Source organism: Shigella sp. FC1967 (assembly GCF_001743005.1).
In the GTDB taxonomy this organism is placed as follows: domain Bacteria; phylum Pseudomonadota; class Gammaproteobacteria; order Enterobacterales; family Enterobacteriaceae; genus Proteus.
In genome coordinates this window covers 1-19,140 of the sequence record NZ_MIIZ01000754.1, presented here as the reverse complement: position 1 = coordinate 19,140, position 19,140 = coordinate 1, and the positions used below count along the sequence as shown (strand labels likewise).

Here is a 19,140-nt window from a genome sequence, read left to right as displayed (position 1 = left end):
AATTTAGGGGCTTGTTTACGTAGTGCAGATGCCGCTGGTGTGCATGCTGTTATTGTCCCGAAAGATCGTTCTGCACAATTAAATGCAACGGCCAAAAAAGTGGCTTGTGGTGCGGCAGAAAGTGTCCCTTTAATTAAAGTGACTAACCTTGCTCGTACATTGCGTTTTTCTGCAAGAAGAAAACATTTGGATTGTCGGCACAGCTGGCGAGGCAGACCATACTTTATATCAAAGCAAACTTACAGGCCCAATGGCATTAGTGATGGGCGCTGAAGGTGAAGGTATGCGCCGTTTAACACGTGAGCATTGTGATGAGCTAATTAGTATCCCTATGGCGGGTACCGTGTCTTCACTTAATGTTTCTGTGGCAACGGGTGTCTGTTTATTTGAAGCGATGCGTCAGCGTATTAGTGTAAAATAATCGCTTAGTCTATTTTATTCTCTATACTCCCTTGAGTTTTATTGACCGCGGGGGTATAGTGACGCGTCAATTTTTTCAGTCACAACTTAAACAAGTTCCTTGCCTCCATGGGTGGTGACTGACCCTGACAGGAGGCTGATAAATCCGTAAGGAGCAATATCAAATGCGTCATTACGAAATCGTTTTTATGGTTCATCCTGACCAGAGCGAACAAGTTCCGGGCATGATCGAGCGTTATAAAACCGCTATCACTAATGCAAATGGTCAGATCCACCGTCTAGAAGACTGGGGTCGTCGTCAATTAGCTTATCCAATCAACAAACTGCATAAAGCACACTACGTTCTAATGAACGTTGAAGCGCCGCAGGAAGTGATTGATGAACTGGAAACTACTTTCCGTTTCAACGATGCCGTTCTCCGCAACATGATTATGCGTACTAAACACGCAGTAACTGAAGCTTCTCCAATGGTTAAAGCAAAAGACGAACGCCGTCGTGATATCGCTGATGACCTCGATGATGAAGATGAAGTTGATGATGTAGCAGAGGATTCTGAAGAGTAATTAGTGCTGTGACGGCTAATAATCATTTGGTGCTAACTGGCACAGTGTGCAAAGCATTAATTCGAAAAGTTAGCCCCGCTGGGATCCCGCACTGTCAATTTGTTATTGAACATCGTTCAATTCAAGAAGAGGCGGGATTGAAAAGACAATCATGGTGCCGAATGCCCATTGTTGTTAGCGGGAAAGCGTTACAAGCAGTTACTCACAGTATAACGGTCGGCAGTCAAATCACCGTTTCTGGATTCATTAGTAGCCATCAGGCGCGAAATGGATTGTTTAAATTGGTGCTTCATGCCGAGCAGATTGAATTGATAGATTCTGGAGACTAGCCATATGGCACGTTATTTCCGTCGTCGTAAGTTCTGCCGTTTCACAGCAGAAGGCGTACAAGAGATCGATTATAAAGATATCGCTACGCTGAAAAACTATATCACTGAAAGTGGTAAAATTGTACCAAGTCGTATCACCGGTACTCGTGCAAAATACCAGCGTCAGCTGGCTCGTGCTATCAAGCGCGCACGCTACCTGTCTTTATTACCTTATACTGATCGTCATCAGTAATAGGTATATAGTCCATTAATGACTTGTAGAGGATAAGGTAATGCAAATTATTCTGCTTGATAAAGTAGCGAATCTGGGTAGCCTGGGTGATCAGGTTAACGTAAAATCGGGCTATGCTCGTAACTATTTAATCCCACAGGGTAAAGCTGTTTCTGCGACTAAGAAAAACATCGAGTTTTTCGAAGCGCGTCGTGCTGAGTTAGAAGCTAAATTAGCTGAAACTTTAGCAGCAGCTGAAGCTCGTGCAGCGAAGATCAATGCACTGGGTTCTGTCACTATCAGCTCTAAAGCGGGTGACGAAGGTAAACTGTTTGGTTCAATCGGTACTCGTGACATCGCTGATGCAGTAACTGCTGCTGGCGTTGAAATGTGTAAGAGCGAAGTTCGCCTACCAAATGGCGTTCTGCGTACTACTGGTGACCACGAAGTTCACTTCCAAGTTCACAGTGACGTATTCGCTGAACTGAATGTTATCATCGTTGCTGAATAATCTCTGATTAAACAGTTAATGTTGATAAAGAAAAACGCCAGCTTAGCTGCGTTTTTTTTGGTAAATAAAATACCCTTCTTACTATGGTGTACGGTAATAACTTCCATCACTCAAACGTGTGTAAGTGATCACAGTACCCGCACTATTTGTCACTTCTAGCATACTGACATCACCTTGTGGATTACGCTGTAAACGAATAGATTGCCCTGAGCGTAATTGGCTTAATGATTTTTGTTGGTCTTCTGACTTCGCCATAGAGAATGCATCATTAACAGGTAGTTGATTATCTCTAAAAAGTTGCGCTAAAGTTTGCCCCTCTTTAATGGTATAAGTTTGCCATGTTTGCGCGGGTATTGATTGCGTGTTTTGTAATGGCGTTGTTTGAGCAATGTTTTCCTCCGGATCTTTTGTCGTTGGATCCTCTATTGATGGCGAAACGTCCGGCTCGGCATTTAAACTATCTTGTGTTTGAGGGATCGGTGTTTGATACACGGGATCATTTGTAGATGCGATTGGCACAGGGAGATCATGCGTTGACGATGCGGGTTGAGGTGGCTCACTCGTGTTTTCACTGGTCGGCCAAAAAAACACGACTAATAAAGCAATTGCAACAACCAGTATTGCTCGACGATGTAAGCCAGGGAATTTGCCCATATTCACCTCATTATTGCTCTGTGAATCAGTATTATGAATTGCTGTAACATCTTTTTTATTCCTTGTAGCCATACTAGCACGAACCATGATCCTTACCTGCTCCCTGAATTCTTTTCAGAATTATCTATCCGCTCTAATTGTTAATGTTTTTATTTCCTTGATGGTTAACTAAAAATAGTTTCATACGTTGATACACATTTTTATCCGTTTCTATGGTTAAAGCTTGGGTTAATTCACCATAAAGATCATGAGGCAATAATGTGTCAGACCATGTTGAAAGAACATTCAGCGCCATATTTCTATCACGCAATGTCGGGCTGCGTAATTGCCTTTTGATAAGTGACCAGCCGATACCAGGAAAACCACCAAGATCCTGCATAATATATTCAACGGCATGATGAGACCGATATTCAGTGTCGGTAGCTGTTAATGGATCATCTGTGCTATCAAATGCCATTAATTCAATTTGTTGTTCTGCAAGTTTCACTACTCTTTCTATTTTGTGAGAAGTATCTGTTTGCATTAATTGGTGCCACCAATCTGCATTGGGATCCTCTTTTTGTAGTGAGAAGAGCAATTCCCAAATATCAAGATGCAGAGATTTAGCAACAAGGCTTGCTTGGTAATTTTTTGAACGTGAAGGACTTTGTAATGCTTCGATAATGAACGTCGACCATTCTGGTTTTTGAATAATTCTTTGTGAAACGGAGATAATTTGTTGTTGGCAATGATCGTCCCAGCCAAGAGACTCGAGCAATAGCCAATCTTCACCACGACTTTGCACAAAATCGGCGATTTCGCAGACGCAATATAAGTGTTTTAATTCTTTAGGTGGCAAAGTATCGACTTGTGAAATAAAAGTATTACACGCTTGAGCGCCTTCTACATAATCATAGATGTCTTTTGCTGGGCCTCCATTAATCAATGCGCGTACAAGATCGCTACAACCAAGCAGTAAGTCATTATCTAAAGGATGCGTGTGCAACATCTCTAATAATGCCCCTTTTGTGACACAATCATAGGCGACATATTCTGTCATTACATTATTTTTATATCCTTCAGTCAGCAACCAATAGCTATTATTAACAGACAGCGTTGAAGGTAGATGTTCGATAAATTGAATACGTCCCCAGCCTTTAGTTCGTTGACCAAGGGAATATAGAAAAGGCTCAAATTCTTCACAAGAAAGGCGCTGTTTTAGCGAACGAATAGCATAAAGTGTAAATTCAGGATGAAGGGAAAACAATAAAAGCAAACGTTGAGAAGTACTGTCGTTGAACGATCCTAATAGTCCTAAAGCGATTTTGATCGGGTTTTTATCAGGACTTAACTTCAAGAGCCATAAGATGAATTGAAAATAGATTTCATTATTAATCAGTGTTTCATCTTGTTCTATTTTATCTATCAGATATGCAATATAGGTAATCGGTGCCAGTTTATCTTGGCAGGATATTAAATAAAAAGACTCGACATGCTCTTTATCTGGCAAAAGAACGACATGTTTGATTGCATGATAGAGTGACAATGCAAATTCCTCACATGCTTTTTGAGAAGGCTGTTGTTCAATTGCTTTACCTATTCGTTGGTGCAAAATAATGCCTTCACGAGCGCCTGCTGACCAACTAAAAGGTACTGAATTATCATCAGGTTTTATTTTTAGGTGCGCGCATGACAATAGATTTAATTCATCGGGTAAAGGTGTATCACCTATTTCATAAGGTGCTAATTGTGAAAGAATTGAAGGAATAGAAGAAGGATAAACGTTAGGAAAGTCTATTGTGAGGTCGATAGACAGAGGTGACTTACTGAAAAGCTTATCGCGCCAATTAGTCATAATACGCCCTATTTGTTTTGCCGTCTTAGTATAACTTTAGCGGAAAATAGGATAGTGGGACAAAAAAAAGACAGAAAATCCACTTATATCACTTAAAAAATTCCCATCAAAAATATGTTTCTCTTCTTGATATAAAAGATCAAATCAAAAAAAAACTGGTCAATAAAATTAAAACGCGGTACATTAGCAACACTCTTAAATGTAATATTATAACATTACAATAAAGCGAGGTTTATTATGAAACTCGGTATTCACCCTCAATATCGGACAGTGATTTTCCATGACACGAGTGCAGATGCTTATTTTAAAGTGGGTTCAACCATCCAAACAGAAAAGACAGTAGAGTATGAAGGGAAAACATACCCTTATGTGACATTAGATGTCTCTTCTCAATCACATCCATTTTATACCGGTAAGCAAAAGACGCATTCTCAAGAAGGTAATGTGGCACGCTTTAATAAACGTTTTGGTCAATTTATTAAGTAAGGAAGAAACAATGCAAGTATTAAGTTCATTAAAAAGTGCAAAACAACGTCACCCAGATTGTAAAGTAGTGCGTCGTCGTGGCCGCCTTTATGTCATTTGTAAGTCAAATCCACGTTTTAAGGCCGTTCAGGGGTAAGATTATGCCAAAGCCTATTTTTTCTTGTGTTTTAATTATGGGAATATTGGGGAGTGCTATGTCTGTTTTAGCACATAGCCACCATCATGAAAAAGTCCAAACACAAGCCCAACGAAATGCTGCGAATGGAATTTTTGAAGATAAGGATGTTCTCGATCGCCAACTCAGTGATTGGGATGGCGTATGGCAATCTGTGGAGCCTTACCTTCTCAGTGGCGAACTCGATGAGGTTTTACAAAAGAAAGCAGAAACGAAAAAAGACAAAACGATGGCAGAATATCGCGCTTACTATACACAGGGCTATAAAACTGATGTAGATATGATTGGTATTGAAAACAATATTATTGAGTTTCATCGTAGCGAAAAAGTTGATAGTTGCGAATATCACTATGATGGTTATCGTATTTTACATTATGAATCGGGTAAAAAAGGGGTTCGTTACTTGTTTAGATGTGATGATCCTAAAAGCCAAGCGCCAAAATTTATTCAATTTAGTGATCATATTATTGCACCAGAAAAAGCAGGGCATTTTCATTTATATATGGGGAACACATCGCAAGATGAATTGCTTAAAGAACTCAATAACTGGCCAACATATTATCCTTATTCAATGAAAGCAGATGATATTGTTCACGAGATGCTTTACCACTGATCACTAATTGATAAGAACATTTCGCTGACACCTTATACCCTTGGTTATTATCGAGGGTATTCTTCCTTAAAAATAATGATAAAAAAGAAAAAGCAGTAGCACCCTTGCTGACTTACTTTTATCAGTTAAATAGCGTTAAAAATGATTATAACCCCTGGCAGAGATACTTCATTTCCATATAGTCTTCAATACCGTGTTCAGAACCTTCACGGCCTAAACCTGATTGTTTAATACCACCAAATGGGGCAACTTCGTTGGAGATTAAACCCGTATTAATTCCGACCATGCCGTATTCTAAATTTTCAGCAACACGCCAAATGCGTTGTGGATTTTCACTATAAAAATAGGCTGCTAAGCCATAAATAGTATTATTGGCTAAGTGCACCACATCATCTTCATTTTCAAACACCACTAAAGGCGCTACAGGACCAAAGATCTCTTCTTCAAGAATATGACTATCGGCGGGGACATTACCAACAACCGTAGGCTGGAAAAAATTTTCACCCGCTTTATCACTTTCTCCGCCACAAAGCAGTGTTGCACCGCGTTTTAACGTGTCAGTGAGTAAAGATTGTGATTTCTCAACCGCTTTGCGATTAATAAGAGGTCCAATAGTGACACCTTCTTCAAAACCATTTCCCACTTTAAGCTTTTTAACAGCGGCAACAAAGCGTTCACTAAATTGTTGGTAAACATCTTTGTGAATATAAAAACGGTTAGCACAAACACAGGTTTGCCCTGCATTACGGAATTTAGCGCCCATTGCTCCTTCAACAGCTTTATCAATATCAGCATCATTAAACACGATAAAGGGGGCATTACCGCCTAATTCTAAAGAGACTTTTTTTTACACTATCTGAGCATTGGCGCATTAATAAACGTCCTACCCCCGTAGAACCTGTAAAACTTAATTTGCGAACACGGTTATCAGAGGTAAAGACTTCGCCAATTTTAATCGCATCTCCAGTCACAATATTAATCACACCAGCGGGAATACCTGCTTGAGCCGCTAACGCCACTAACGCCAATGCGGTATAAGGTGTTTCATTGGCAGGCTTAATTACCATAGTGCAACCCGCAGCTAATGCAGGAGCGGCTTTGCGGGTGATCATAGCGGCTGGAAAGTTCCAAGGCGTGATAGCCGCACAAACACCAATACCTTGTTTAATTACCATCAAACGTTTATCAGCAGAAGGTGAAGGAATAATTTCACCGTTTGTTCTTTTACCTTGTTCTGCAAACCACTCGATAAAAGAAGCTGCATAAGCAATTTCACCTTCCGCTTCAGCGACAGGTTTACCTTGCTCAAAAGTCATTAATTCAGCCAGTTTTCTTTTATTTTCAGTGATTAATCTAAACCAATTTTGCAATAATGCTCCGCGCTGATGTGCGGTAAGTGCGCGCCATTTGGGTAAGGCTTTTTGTGCAGCATCAACAGCCATTATTGCTTCTTCTGTTGCCATATTGGGTATAGTACCAAGTAAAGTACCCGTGGCAGGATCGATAACCTCAACAGTTTCATTGTTTTTAGCATTACACCAAAGACCATCAATATAGCCTTGTTCGCGGAAATAGGGGTTTGTCGTTATCTTCACTTAATACCTCTCTGAACACATTATATATTGATATTTATAAGGCTAGGCAGCTCTGTGCCTATTTATAATTATATGCCTGTGTTGCTATGTTGTGAAAATAAGTATGACAAATGCCAATAAAAAAATGTCAAAAAGCGGAGAATAGGGGTAATGGCTTACGTTTTTAATGAATAATTCCCATTACTCAAGACTGAAGGTTTACGCTGTACCTTACCACTGTTATTCTTGGATCTAACTTTCATAAAAAACAGGTATTTTTCATGTCAAAACCATCATTTGATTCTATTGAATCACAGGCAAGTTACGGTATTGGTCTGCAAGTCGGTCAACAACTGACTGAATCAGGTCTTCAAGGATTAGAGCCCGCAGCACTGTTAGCTGGCTTGACCGATGCATTAGAAGGTAATGCGCCTTCTGTACCTGTTGAAACATTACACAACGCTTTACGTACTATGCACGAGCGTGCTGAAGCTGTTCGTCAAGAACGCCAAGCAGAGTTGGCTGATGCTGGTAAAGTTTTCTTAGAAGAAAATGTGAAAAACGAAGGTGTTCAAGTTACAGAATCAGGTTTACAGTACAAAGTACTGACAGCGGGTGAAGGTGCAATTCCTGCACGTACTGATCATGTTCGTGTTCACTACACGGGTCGTTTAATTGATGGAACTGTGTTTGATAGCTCAGTTCAACGTGGACAGCCGGCTGAATTCCCTGTAAATGGCGTTATCGCAGGCTGGATTGAAGCATTAACATTAATGCCAGTCGGTTCAAAATGGGAATTATATATTCCTTACCAATTAGCTTATGGCGAACGTGGAGCAGGTGCGGCTATCCCTCCATTCGCAACATTAGTATTTGAAGTAGAATTATTAGAAATTTTATAATTTCTTATTCTGCAGTGGATTAGAGTAAAGAATAGCCGGTTTTTGCCGGCTATTGTTGTCTTTGGGCTAAAATAAAGAGACTGTAGAGTAATTAATTTTTATAAGAGAAGTTATCTGCTTATAGAAATAAGAGAGGTGCATGATGTTAGAACAAGTCAGCAAAATAGCCCGCCAAGCCGGTATGGCGATAATGCAAATCTACCAGCAATCAGAGCCTATCCAAGTACAGGAAAAAAAGTGATAATTCACCTGTCACAGAGGCTGATTTGGCCGCTCACCAAATTATTAAACAAGGACTTGCTTCTATTGCTCCTGATATACCTCAATTATCTGAAGAAGATCCACCTGAATGGGAAGTTCGCCGTCATTGGGAGCGCTATTGGTTGATTGATCCTCTAGATGGCACTAAAGAATTTATCAGTAAAAATGGTGAGTTTACGGTAAATATTGCCTTAATTGAAAAAGGTATTCCTGTTTTAGGGGTTGTCTATGCACCTGTGCAAAATGTGTTATATGCAGCAGCAAATAAGCAGGCATGGAAAGAAGTGTGCGGCCAGCGATTACCTATTCATGCAAGTCAGGCTGAACCCCCTGTGATAGTGATCAGCCGTTCTCATCAAGATGACGAGTTAAAAGAATATTTATCACAGCTAGGTGAACATCAAACGGTCGCGGTCGGCTCATCGCTAAAATTTTGTCTTGTTGCTGAAGGCAAAGCACAGCTTTATCCCCGCTTTGGACCTACGCATACATGGGATACCGCAGCAGGTCATGCTGTTGCGATTGCAGCAGGCGCACATGTTACGGATTGGAAAGGAGTAACGTTAGATTATTCCCCAAAAGAGTCACTGATAAATCCAGGATTTAGAGTGTCTATCTTTTAGTACCAATTTAAGAAATCGGAGCCCTTTGTTTAACAAGGGCTCTGACACAGGAATTATTCTTTAATTAAATCGTTGATAAGGTTGATTGCGGTTGTAATTTCGGCACCACTTAATACACCTTCTTTGACGAAACGGACTTTACCTTGTTTATCTAAAACAACAATAGCTGAACTCTCTTTTTCTAATCCCCAGCCTTTTAATGCAGCACCATTGGCATCAACAATAAACTGTGACCAAGGAAATTCTTTTTTACTGTCTTCAACACTACCACGAACAAATGGGCCGGTACCAAATACTGCATCATCAGTATTAATAATTGTTGTCGTTTGATAATTGTCATGTGGGAATTTAGCCAGTTTTACGGCTTCAATAAACGGCGCATTCATCTCCTTAGCTTTGCTACGTCCTGCTATATGCTGAACAGTACGTACTTTTCCACTGAGCAGACCACTGTTCCAGTTTTGATAGCTAAACTTATCCTTGGTTGTGTCATAAAGTAGCTCACCTTTGTCATTAATTGTGACCGCGGGAAGTAGTGTATTTTCAGTGATGTTATGTGCAAATGCCCATGTAGATGTACTGAATAAAAGAGCAGCTAAGGTTATTTTGTGCATAGCCATTGTCCTATTATTGAAATCGACGTTAGTTTCTATCTAAGCATAGAAGCTAGTGAGGAATAATACCTCATCATTGATACAATTATTTAACATTGAGTGGGTAAAATAGCGTACACACTATCTTTATTTATATTCTTTACTGTCAATAAATGTAAAAACAGATAAGGAAATCAAATAAGTTGAACCTAGTACTTATAATTAGGTCTTTAAATTTGATATATAAAGATAAGTCTTTATGACTTATTAAACTCAACAACGAGCATGGGAGACTAACTGAAAGATGAAAAATCTTCAATCGCTATAACCCTGAAAAAAATTGCTCTCTACGTTAAGACATTATTTCGTGGACGGTTTTACATCAAAGGAATGGGTGCATTTGAATTCGATTACGGTAAAAATTTTATTACCTAAAATAAGAGATAAGCTACATTTTAATGTCATGAGTGAAGTGAACCAGCAGGTCATTTTACTGAAAGCAGAAATGGGCTAACTTTTATCTAATAGATAACTGAGTCTTTCTCGTGAGTGCCTTCGATAAGACTCAGTTATTAATTTCAACTCGTTACTTTTTAGCTCGCCGTTTTATTCTCATCTGCCTTTGTATCGACTTCGGTTGTTGTCTGCATAACAGGGACATGTTCTTGTAAAACAGGCTTAACAGGTGGAATATCATCAATTTTGGTGACAAGCAGTTGATCTATTTTGTAATTATCAATATCAACAACTTCAAATTTATATCCTGAAAACTTCACATAATCCGTGCGTTTCGGAATTTTACGTAAGCGATACATCATAAAACCTGCGATGGTTTCGTAGTTACTTGAATCTGGGAAATCGTCGATATCAAGTACACGCATGACATCATCAATTGGCGTACCGCCTTCAACTAACCATGAGTGTTCATCACGACTCACAATTTGCTCTTCTTGCCCTGGCCCAATTAAATCGCCCATTAAGGTTGTCATTACATCATTTAACGTAATGACCCCCATCACCATCGCGTACTCATTAAGAATGATCGCGAAGTCTTCACCAGATGTTTTAAAACTTTCCAGCATATCTGAAAGCGTTAAGGTATCAGGAATAATCAGTGCCTTACGGATATGAACACCTTCATTGAGATTTAGGCTTTGTCCGTTAATAACGCGATTAAGAAGCTCTTTAGAATCTACATAACCAATAATATGGTCGATATCACCTTCACAAACTAAAAATTTAGAGTGAGGCTGGGTCGCAATTTTCTCTTTGATATCGCTTTCTGTTTCTTCGCGATCAAAATAGACAACATCTTCTCGTGGTGTCATTGCGGAGGGGACTGTACGAGATTCTAATTCAAAGACATTCTCAATCAACTCATGCTCTTGTTTGCGTAAAACCCCCGCAACCGCACCGGCTTCGACAATGGCAAAAATATCATCAGAAGTAATGTCTTCATTTCTGACCATTGGGATTTTAAATAATTTGAAAATAAGATCTGCCATACCATTAAATAACCACACCAAAGGGCGGAAAAAGGCAAGACAGAAACGCATGGGGTTCACAATTCTTAATGCAATCGCTTCTGGTTTTATCATACCAATGCGTTTGGGGGTTAAGTCAGCCAATAAAATGAACATCGATGTGACAATAATAAAGGAACAAATAGATCCCAGTTGTTGCGCTAATGGTTCTTCAAAAAACTGGAGGTAAAAGTTTTTCAATGAAGGAGAGAATGCTGATTCGCCAACAATACCCGCTAAGATAGCGACGGCATTTAATCCAATTTGCACGACGGTAAAAAACATGCCCGGCATTTCTTGCATCTTTAATACGCGTGCGGCGTTAATATTGCCCTCATCAACAAGTTGTTTGAGCTTAATTCGACGAGAAGCAGCAAGAGAGATTTCAGACAGCGAAAAAAAGGCGCTGATAGCACAAAGCAAAAGCACAATGAGTAAACTATTAAGCATATAAGGCTCACACCACCCCAAGTATTTAATCCAAAGGGTAATACTGGAGTGTTAAAAATAGAAGATAAATCAATATATTGTGATGAAATTAGTCACAAAGAGAGATAAGAGGGCGTAATTATATCATCGCCCTACTATTTTCTGCTAGTTTTACTTTTCGGGAGGATAACAGATGCCTATCCCACCTAAACCACAATAACCTTGTGGATTTTTGTATAAATATTGCTGGTGGTAATCTTCAGCAAAATAAAAAGGACCCGCTGGCTGAATTTCTGTGGTGATTGCTTCAGTCACACCTTGAATATTCATTGCTTGTTGATAACGTTTTTTGGACTCAATAGCTTGTTCATATTGCTCTGCATCAACAGTGTAAATGGCAGAACGATATTGGCTACCAATATCGTTACCTTGACGCATACCTTGTGATGGGTTGTGGTTTTCCCAAAAAAGAGCCAAAAGTTGTGAATAGCTAATCACCGAGGGATCAAAAACAATTCTCACCACTTCACTATGGCCTGTTAAACCTTGGCAAACTTGTTGATAGGTTGGATTTTCTGTTACACCACCGCTATAACCTGCACTTGTTGAATAAACACCTTTTTGCTGCCAAAAAAGACGTTCAACTCCCCAAAAACACCCCATCGCAAAATAAGCGATACTCATTTTTTTAGGGATCTCATTAATAGAATGCCCATTTACTGCATGATTAGCAGATATTTCTAATGGTGTTGATGTACCCCTTAAGGCATTCTCTGGTTGGTAAGCTTTATGTTGCAAGGTAGACTCCAGTTTTTATATTTGTAAACGCTTTACTATGGTAAAGGCTTAATATTGTTATAAACTAAATCTACAATAAAGCTTAAAATAGTTTGTCGTCAATTCATCACATGGATTAAATCATATTGAGGAGAAAACGTGCCGAGATACTCCGTTATCTACGTTCTCTGTCTGTCTTTTATCGCACCTGTTGCCTATGGGGCAAATTTGCGTTTAAAAGTAGAAGGTTTAGAAGGGCAACTCGAAAAAAATGCGCGAGTTCAGCTATCAAACATTACAACAGAAGAAGTTGCACCTGACGGGCGTTTTCGTGCGCGTGTTGAAAAGGCAATTCAAGAAGGGCTTCGCCCTTTAGGCTATTATCAGCCTACGGTGACATTCTCTTATCAAGAAAATACACCGCCTGCTCGATCTGTATTAACCGCTAAAGTAGAACCGGGTATTCCTATTTTACTGAAAGGAGTCGATGTAGTTCTCGAAGGTGGCGCGAAAACAGATAGCCAATATGCGAAAGTCATTAAAGAAAATACACCTCCTCTTGATAGTGTTTTAAACCATGCAGACTATGAGAAACTCAAAGGTTCATTAACAGGGCTTGCAATTCGTCGTGGTTATTTTGATGCGGAAATGCAAAAAAGTCAGTTGGGCGTTTCTTTAGATAATCATGCTTCATATTGGGATTTTATTTTCGATAGTGGAGAGCGCTATCGTTTTGGTAAAGTGAATTATACGGGATCACAAATCCGTGAAGATTACTTACAAAATATCGTTCCTTTTAAAGAAGGACAATATTACACCTCAGAAGATTTGGCTGAATTTAATCGCCGTTTAGCGGCAACAGGGTGGTTTAATTCTGCGGTTGTGACGCCTGATATTGCTAAAGCACGCAGTGAACATTCTTATTTGCTACCTATGGATGCAGTTGTTACTCCTCGCTCTCGTAACTATGTTGAGCTTGGTGGGGGTTATGCTACTGATGTTGGTCCTCGCCTTAATATGCAGTGGGATAAACCTTGGATGAACTCACGAGGTCATAGCTTAACGTCTAATATCAGTGTTTCTCAGCCAGAACAATCTATTGGTGCTAATTATAAAATTCCACTGAAAGTCAATCCATTAGAGCAGTACTATGGTGTTCAGGGCGGGTTTAAACGTACCGATTTAAATGACACTCGTTCTGATACTACAACACTTAATGTGTCCCGTAACTGGGATATGTCAACAGGCTGGCAATACAGTGTGAATACACGTTGGAGCCTCAGCCACTTTACTCAAGGTGAAGTCACTAATACAACCATGCTGCTTTATCCAGGGGTAACGGCGAGCCGTGTACGCCAACGGGGCGGTATGATGCCTTCTTGGGGGGATAGCCAACGTTATACATTAGATTACTCCAATAAAATATGGGGCTCTGATGTCGAATTTGCTGCATTCCAAGCACAACATGTTTGGATACGTACACCATGGGACGGACATCGTTTTGTGGTAAGAGGCAATTTCGGTTGGATTGAAACTAACGCGTTTGAGCGAGTGCCGCCTGAATTACGTTTCTTTGCCGGTGGTGATAGAAGTGTCCGTGGTTTTAAATACCAAAGCATCTCACCAGAAGATGGAAAAGGAAATTTAACAGGGGCATCAAGAATGCTGGTAGGTTCGCTCGAATATCAATATAACGTCACTGGTAATTGGTGGGGCGCTGTCTTTATTGATAGCGGTGAAGCCGTTAATGATTTTACGCGCAGTGATTTTAAAACAGGTGCCGGTGCTGGTGTGCGTTGGGCATCACCGGTTGGTCCTATCAAATTTGATTTAGCATTACCCGTCAGTGATGTTGATAAGCGTAGACTCCAGTTTTATATCGGGTTAGGAGCAGAGTTATGAAGAAGTGGTTGAAATGGATTGCACTTACCCTCCTTATCATTATTTTGCTTACTTTTGGTGCTGTCGCTTGGATTTTGGGAACACAATCAGGTTTGCATTTCGCTATTAATAGCGCAGCACGGTGGGTTCCTGGTTTAGCCATTAAAGACGTTAATGGTGGTTGGCAAGATCTGCGTTTAACGGGTGTTGAGTATCAAATGCCCGGTGTTGATGTTAATGTCGGTGAATTATCATTGGGATTACGTTTAGCGTGTTTGACTGATAAACAAGTGTGCATAGATACGGTAGGAACACGCGATGTTATCGTCAATGTCGATACCAGCGCTTTTCCTCCTTCTGAAGAAACACCGCCTTCAGAGCCTTTAACAGAGCTGAATGCACCATTACCTATCTATTTAAATTTACTTTCATTAGAAAATACGCATGTGAAGATTGACGATATGGCAATCTCACTCGGTGAATTTAAAACTGGCGCACAGTGGGAAGGTCGTCAAGTTACATTAAATCCAACACTCATTAATGATTTGCTGGTGGCGTTACCCAAAACGCCAGAAGAAGGCAGTATTGAGGCGGTTGCCCAAGATGTAAAAGAGGTTGCAACGGAAAAGCCGCCAGTGAAGCCGGCAACATCAGAAGAAAAAGAACAGGCATTAGCTGAGACAATTAAGGCGATTTTCGCAAAACCAATATTAGCCGAATTACCTGAGATTATTATTCCTGTTGATATCAATATTGAAGGAATTGAAGGTAAGCAATTACAGATTAGCAGTGATGCCCCCGTTACAATTAACCAATTATCATTTGAAGCAAAGACCCAAGGTAAGCGAGTTAATCTCACTAAATTAAATGTTGATGCACCTGAAGGTGAAGTGAGTTTAAATGGGGAAATTACTCTAGATAAAGAGTGGCCTGTTAATTTAGCCGTGAATGCGACTATTCGTGATGTTGCTGGGCTTGAAGATTTTAAAGATCAAAAAGCAACGCTTTCTTTGCAAGGCGCATTACTTGAAGAGCTTAAATTAGCACTTTCTTTAACAGGAACGGTTACAGCAACTTTAGATGCTCAAGCTGAACTGGCAAAACCACACCTTCCATTAAAATTGACGCTTGAAAGCCAGAAAGTGCGTTGGCCATTAACGGGAGATGTTCAGTATCAACTTAACGATACTCGATTACGTTTAAATGGTCAGACAGATAACTATGATCTTTCATTACGCTCCGATATTAAAGGTCAGGAGATCCCGCCAGCAAAATTAACGCTGGATGCGAAAGGGAATGAAGAGAAAATAGAGCTAACGCGTTTACGCTTAGCCGCTTTGCAAGGTCATGCCGATATTACGGGTGTTGCTGATTGGAGTAAGGCAATTAGCTGGAATGCATTGCTGACTATTTCGGGAATTAATACGGTAAAACAGTACCCAGATATGCCGGCGAAACTAGAGGGACGTATTGCAACAACAGGTAGCCTCTATGGCGGAAGTTGGCAATTACGTGTTCCTGAAATTACCTTAGATGGCAATATCAAAAACAATATTATCAAAGCGAGAGGTAATGCTTATGGTAATGATTCTGGTCAATGGAATATCCCTCAGTTAAAACTTATTCTTGGTAAAAATAACCTAGATATTGAAGGGCATTTAGGTGATAAATGGGCATTAGATGCCAATATTAATGCACCTGGCTTAAATGGTTTAGTGCCTGGATTGGCTGGAGTCATTAAAGGTAAGGTTAATATTCGTGGTGATATTAATACGCCTAAGATTATCGCAGATATCAATGCTCATGGTATTAAATGGCAAGATCAAGTCAGTGTTGAATCCATCGCTATTAAAGGTGATGTTCAATCGGACAAAGAAATTGGTGGCAAATTAGCGATTACTGCACATCAGTTAAAACAAGCTGATTTAATTATCCGTAATTTAACCCTGGATGCTGCTGGTACAGAAAAACAGCATAAACTGACGCTAAAAATGGAAGGGGAGCCTGTTTCAGGAGGGCTGACATTAGCGGGTTCATTCGATAAAGAAAAACAGCAATGGAAAGGAACATTAAATAATACGGCATTTGATACTCCTGTGGGTGAGTGGCGTTTAAATAAAGCGATCGCATTGAATTTGTTGGCAGAAAAGCAGGAAGTCACCATTGGTTCCCATTGTTGGGTAAATCCAAATGCACAAGTTTGTGTTCCTAAAGCGATAACAGTGGGTGAAAGCGGATCTGCGGCCATTACATTGACGCGTTTTGATCTCGCGATGATCAAACCTTTCTTACCACCAGAGACTTCTGTTCGAGGTGTATTTACTGGTGATGCGACGGCAACCTGGAACTCAAAAGGTGGGTTACCGAAAGCATCAGTAAACCTGAAAGGGCAAGGTGTTGCAGTAAAACAGAATATTGAAGGTACTATTTTACCGATCGATTTTGATGCTATCACCTTAAATGCAGGCGTTAACAATGGCAAAGCATCATTACAATGGCTGATTAGCATTGCGGGCAATGGTGATATTAAAGGTAATGTACACGTTGCGGATCTTGAGAAAAAACGCCAGCTATCAGGTACGGTGGATATCGATAATCTGACATTAGATTTAATCAAACCATTCTTAGGTAAAGGCGAAATTGCTCAAGGTCGTATTGGTGCGCAATTGCGTTTAGGCGGTAATGCTCAATCTCCACTGTTATTGGGTCAATTTGGTATTAATCAATTAAAAGTGGTTGGGCATTGGATCCCGTTTGATATTACGAAAGGGAACGTTGATGTTCAATTCAATGGTGCGACGTCTGATTTAAGTGGCAGAATCGAAACCCCAGAAGGTTATTTAAATCTTACTGGTAATGCCGACTGGCGTAAGTTAGATGAATGGCATGCAGTCGTGGCTGCAAATGGTAACAAATTACGTGTTGCATTACCTCCGATGGTACGTATTGATGTTAATCCTGATTTAGTGTTTGAGGCTAGTCCAAATTTACTGAAACTTGATGGGCGCATTGATATTCCTTGGGCACGTATTGTTGTTCAGGATTTACCTGAGTCTGCCGTATCCGTTTCTTCTGATGAAGTTATGCTGGATAAAAACTTGCAGCCAATTGCACCAAAAGAGACATCGATTCCAATTCAAAGTAATTTAGCGATTAATATTGGCGATGATGTGACACTGAACGCATTTGGGCTTAAAGCTAGATTGACGGGGGCACTTAAAGTCAATCAGAATAAACAAGGACTCGGTTTAAATGGTCAAATCGATATTCCAAAAGGTGAATTCAAAGCCTACGGACAAGATTTACAAGTCCGTAAAGGACAAATCTTGTTCTCAGGACCTGTTGATCAACCTTACTTAAATATTGAAGCTATTCGTAATCCTGAAAATACGGCAAATAATGTGATTGCTGGCGTCAGGGTGACAGGGCTTGCAGATAAACCTAAAGTTGAGATTTTCTCTGAACCTGCTTTTACACAGCAAGAAGCATTATCCTACTTGCTAAGAGGTGAAGGACTCGATAAAAGTGGTGACGCGGATTCATCACAAATGACAGCAATGCTGATAGGATTAGGCGTTGGACAAAGTGGTCAGCTTGTAGGGCGTATTGGTGAAACCTTTGGGGTTTCGGACTTAGCGCTTGATACACAAGGTGTGGGGGATAGCTCACAAGTTGTGGTTAGCGGTAAGATCACAAACGATCTACAAGTGAAGTATGGTGTGGGTATATTTGATTCGCTAGCGACGTTAACTTTACGTTATCGCTTGATGCCCAGGTTGTATTTACAAGCAGTGTCTGGTATGAATCAGGCAATAGATCTGCTTTATCAATTTGAGTTTTAAATTATATGCGAATTATTGTTTATGGTAGTTTACGGCAAAACCAAGGTAACCATCACTGGATGACTTATGCACAGCTTTTGGGTGAACATAAATTAGTGGGATATAAACTTTATGATTTAGGTTTTTACCCTGCGGTTATTGAAGGTGAGGGTGAAATAGAGTGCGAAGTCTATCGGATCACGCCTTCTATCTTGACAGAGCTTGATGAATTGAAAAAGAACGATCAAGATTACAAGCGCCAACTGATTTCAACACCTTATGGTAGTGCTTGGATCTATCTTTATCAAAAACCCGTTGATGGCTTGAGAGAAATCAAAAGCGGAGATTGGTTAAAACGTCATGAGGAAGAGTAATAGGTAAATTTAGCTATTACGATAGATAACTTAATAATAACAAAAAAACTCGATATAAATATCGAGTTTTTTTTTATAAAAAATATTATTTTCTATAAATTTAATTATGGGTTTAATTTTTAACTGCCATTTAATTATTTATAATAAAATTAGTCTATTTTTAATAAATTTAAATATTTATATTTTTTAAAATTTAAATAAGTAATTATTAATTTAATTTTTATCTGTATCGATATGAAAATTATTAATGGTAGACCTGATTGACAGCAAAATAAATTTAATGTTAAAACAGCTTTGCTTAAGAAGGAAAGAGATAACTATCTTATTATTAAATAGTGAAATAAGGTAATTTATGGATAAATTAAATGACATTACTCAACTTTATAATAATCCTCCCAAAGACGTAAAACATAATAGAGTAAATCATGGTTTTACTGACATGATATTACAAACAAAAAACGTAGCAACAGATACATTAGATAAACTCGCTTATCTTGCAGGTATTAAAAATGCACCTGCCGATGATAAGTATTTAAAATTAAATACAACTAATTTAGATGCATTGCTAAAAAGTGCAAAGTCACTG

At 39.5% G+C, this 19,140-nt stretch carries 17 protein-coding genes and 4 pseudogenes; 15 read left to right on the top strand and 6 right to left on the bottom strand.

Going from position 1 to position 19,140, the window contains the following annotated elements:
• The 5 genes and pseudogenes from rlmB to rplI form a co-directional block, all read left to right on the top strand.
• Nucleotides 1–421 (top strand): annotated as a pseudogene (gene rlmB, locus BHE89_RS12105) (23S rRNA (guanosine(2251)-2'-O)-methyltransferase RlmB); the annotation flags it as partial.
• Nucleotides 422–584: 163 nt separating this feature from the next.
• Nucleotides 585–983, top strand: a complete 399-nt coding sequence (gene rpsF, locus BHE89_RS12100) for a 30S ribosomal protein S6 (RefSeq protein WP_023583607.1) — start codon at nucleotides 585–587, stop codon at nucleotides 981–983.
• A gap of 8 nt (nucleotides 984–991) precedes the next feature.
• Nucleotides 992–1,312 (top strand): primosomal replication protein N, encoded by a 321-nt coding sequence (gene priB / locus BHE89_RS12095; RefSeq protein ID WP_069369873.1) that lies wholly within the window; start codon nucleotides 992–994, stop codon nucleotides 1,310–1,312.
• Nucleotides 1,313–1,316: 4 nt separating this feature from the next.
• On the top strand, nucleotides 1,317–1,544 hold the full coding sequence (gene rpsR / locus BHE89_RS12090) for a 30S ribosomal protein S18 (RefSeq protein ID WP_000135199.1): 228 nt from the start codon (nucleotides 1,317–1,319) through the stop codon (nucleotides 1,542–1,544).
• A gap of 40 nt (nucleotides 1,545–1,584) precedes the next feature.
• Nucleotides 1,585–2,034 carry a 50S ribosomal protein L9 gene (rplI, locus tag BHE89_RS12085; RefSeq protein WP_023583606.1) on the top strand — a complete coding sequence of 150 codons (450 nt, stop codon included), beginning with the start codon at nucleotides 1,585–1,587 and terminating at the stop codon, nucleotides 2,032–2,034.
• Between the two features lie 81 nt (nucleotides 2,035–2,115).
• On the opposite strand, the gene BHE89_RS12080 is transcribed toward rplI, so the two are convergent.
• Complete coding sequence (locus BHE89_RS12080) at nucleotides 2,116–2,688, bottom strand: LysM-like peptidoglycan-binding domain-containing protein (protein ID WP_248620518.1); 573 nt, start codon at nucleotides 2,686–2,688, stop codon at nucleotides 2,116–2,118.
• 133 nt (nucleotides 2,689–2,821) lie between these two features.
• Nucleotides 2,822–4,522, bottom strand: a complete 1,701-nt coding sequence (locus tag BHE89_RS12075) for a hypothetical protein (RefSeq protein WP_069369871.1) — start codon at nucleotides 4,520–4,522, stop codon at nucleotides 2,822–2,824.
• A 237-nt stretch (nucleotides 4,523–4,759) separates the two neighbouring features.
• On the opposite strand from BHE89_RS12075, the gene BHE89_RS12070 reads away from it, so the two are divergent.
• From BHE89_RS12070 to zinT, 3 genes are read left to right on the top strand one after another with little or no spacing between them, the layout of a single operon-like run.
• Nucleotides 4,760–5,008: a type B 50S ribosomal protein L31 gene (locus BHE89_RS12070; protein WP_069369870.1), complete on the top strand. Its 249-nt coding sequence runs from the start codon at nucleotides 4,760–4,762 to the stop codon at nucleotides 5,006–5,008.
• A gap of 10 nt (nucleotides 5,009–5,018) precedes the next feature.
• Nucleotides 5,019–5,144 (top strand): type B 50S ribosomal protein L36, encoded by a 126-nt coding sequence (gene ykgO / locus BHE89_RS12065; RefSeq protein ID WP_006535739.1) that lies wholly within the window; start codon nucleotides 5,019–5,021, stop codon nucleotides 5,142–5,144.
• Nucleotides 5,145–5,148: 4 nt separating this feature from the next.
• On the top strand, nucleotides 5,149–5,796 hold the full coding sequence (gene zinT, locus BHE89_RS12060) for a metal-binding protein ZinT (protein WP_069369869.1): 648 nt from the start codon (nucleotides 5,149–5,151) through the stop codon (nucleotides 5,794–5,796).
• Between the two features lie 145 nt (nucleotides 5,797–5,941).
• On the opposite strand, the pseudogene BHE89_RS12055 reads toward zinT, so the two are convergent.
• Nucleotides 5,942–7,391: pseudogene (locus tag BHE89_RS12055) on the bottom strand (NAD-dependent succinate-semialdehyde dehydrogenase).
• Nucleotides 7,392–7,651: 260 nt separating this feature from the next.
• Between BHE89_RS12055 and BHE89_RS12050 the strand changes: the two are divergent.
• Together BHE89_RS12050 and cysQ are read left to right on the top strand one after the other, a co-directional pair.
• Nucleotides 7,652–8,272: a peptidylprolyl isomerase gene (locus BHE89_RS12050; protein ID WP_006535733.1), complete on the top strand. Its 621-nt coding sequence runs from the start codon at nucleotides 7,652–7,654 to the stop codon at nucleotides 8,270–8,272.
• Nucleotides 8,273–8,414: 142 nt separating this feature from the next.
• Nucleotides 8,415–9,156 (top strand): annotated as a pseudogene (gene cysQ, locus BHE89_RS12045) (3'(2'),5'-bisphosphate nucleotidase CysQ).
• 53 nt (nucleotides 9,157–9,209) lie between these two features.
• On the opposite strand, the gene BHE89_RS12040 reads toward cysQ, so the two are convergent.
• Nucleotides 9,210–9,770 (bottom strand): YtfJ family protein, encoded by a 561-nt coding sequence (locus BHE89_RS12040; RefSeq protein WP_077885165.1) that lies wholly within the window; start codon nucleotides 9,768–9,770, stop codon nucleotides 9,210–9,212.
• A 290-nt stretch (nucleotides 9,771–10,060) separates the two neighbouring features.
• Between BHE89_RS12040 and BHE89_RS12035 the strand changes: the two are divergent.
• A pseudogene (locus BHE89_RS12035) lies at nucleotides 10,061–10,263 on the top strand (DUF1107 domain-containing protein).
• Nucleotides 10,264–10,342: 79 nt separating this feature from the next.
• Here the strand turns inward: BHE89_RS12035 and paeA are convergent.
• Nucleotides 10,343–11,722 (bottom strand): polyamine export protein PaeA, encoded by a 1,380-nt coding sequence (gene paeA / locus BHE89_RS12030; protein ID WP_069369865.1) that lies wholly within the window; start codon nucleotides 11,720–11,722, stop codon nucleotides 10,343–10,345.
• A gap of 150 nt (nucleotides 11,723–11,872) precedes the next feature.
• Nucleotides 11,873–12,499, bottom strand: a complete 627-nt coding sequence (gene msrA / locus BHE89_RS12025) for a peptide-methionine (S)-S-oxide reductase MsrA (RefSeq protein WP_171729965.1) — start codon at nucleotides 12,497–12,499, stop codon at nucleotides 11,873–11,875.
• Nucleotides 12,500–12,637: 138 nt separating this feature from the next.
• On the opposite strand from msrA, the gene tamA reads away from it, so the two are divergent.
• From tamA to BHE89_RS12005, 4 genes are all read left to right on the top strand, one after another.
• Nucleotides 12,638–14,380, top strand: a complete 1,743-nt coding sequence (gene tamA, locus BHE89_RS12020) for an autotransporter assembly complex protein TamA (RefSeq protein ID WP_069369863.1) — start codon at nucleotides 12,638–12,640, stop codon at nucleotides 14,378–14,380.
• A complete protein-coding gene (gene tamB, locus BHE89_RS12015; protein WP_069369862.1) occupies nucleotides 14,377–18,201 on the top strand; it encodes an autotransporter assembly complex protein TamB in 3,825 nt (1,274 codons plus the stop codon). Before tamA ends, tamB begins: the two co-directional genes overlap by 4 nt.
• 5 nt (nucleotides 18,202–18,206) lie before the next feature.
• The gene (locus tag BHE89_RS12010) at nucleotides 18,207–18,554 is read left to right on the top strand and encodes a gamma-glutamylcyclotransferase family protein (RefSeq protein ID WP_069369861.1); all 348 of its coding nucleotides are present in this window, start codon (nucleotides 18,207–18,209) and stop codon (nucleotides 18,552–18,554) included.
• A gap of 352 nt (nucleotides 18,555–18,906) precedes the next feature.
• On the top strand, nucleotides 18,907–19,140 hold a 234-nt coding region (locus BHE89_RS12005; RefSeq protein ID WP_128860507.1), incomplete at its 3' end, for an XRE family transcriptional regulator.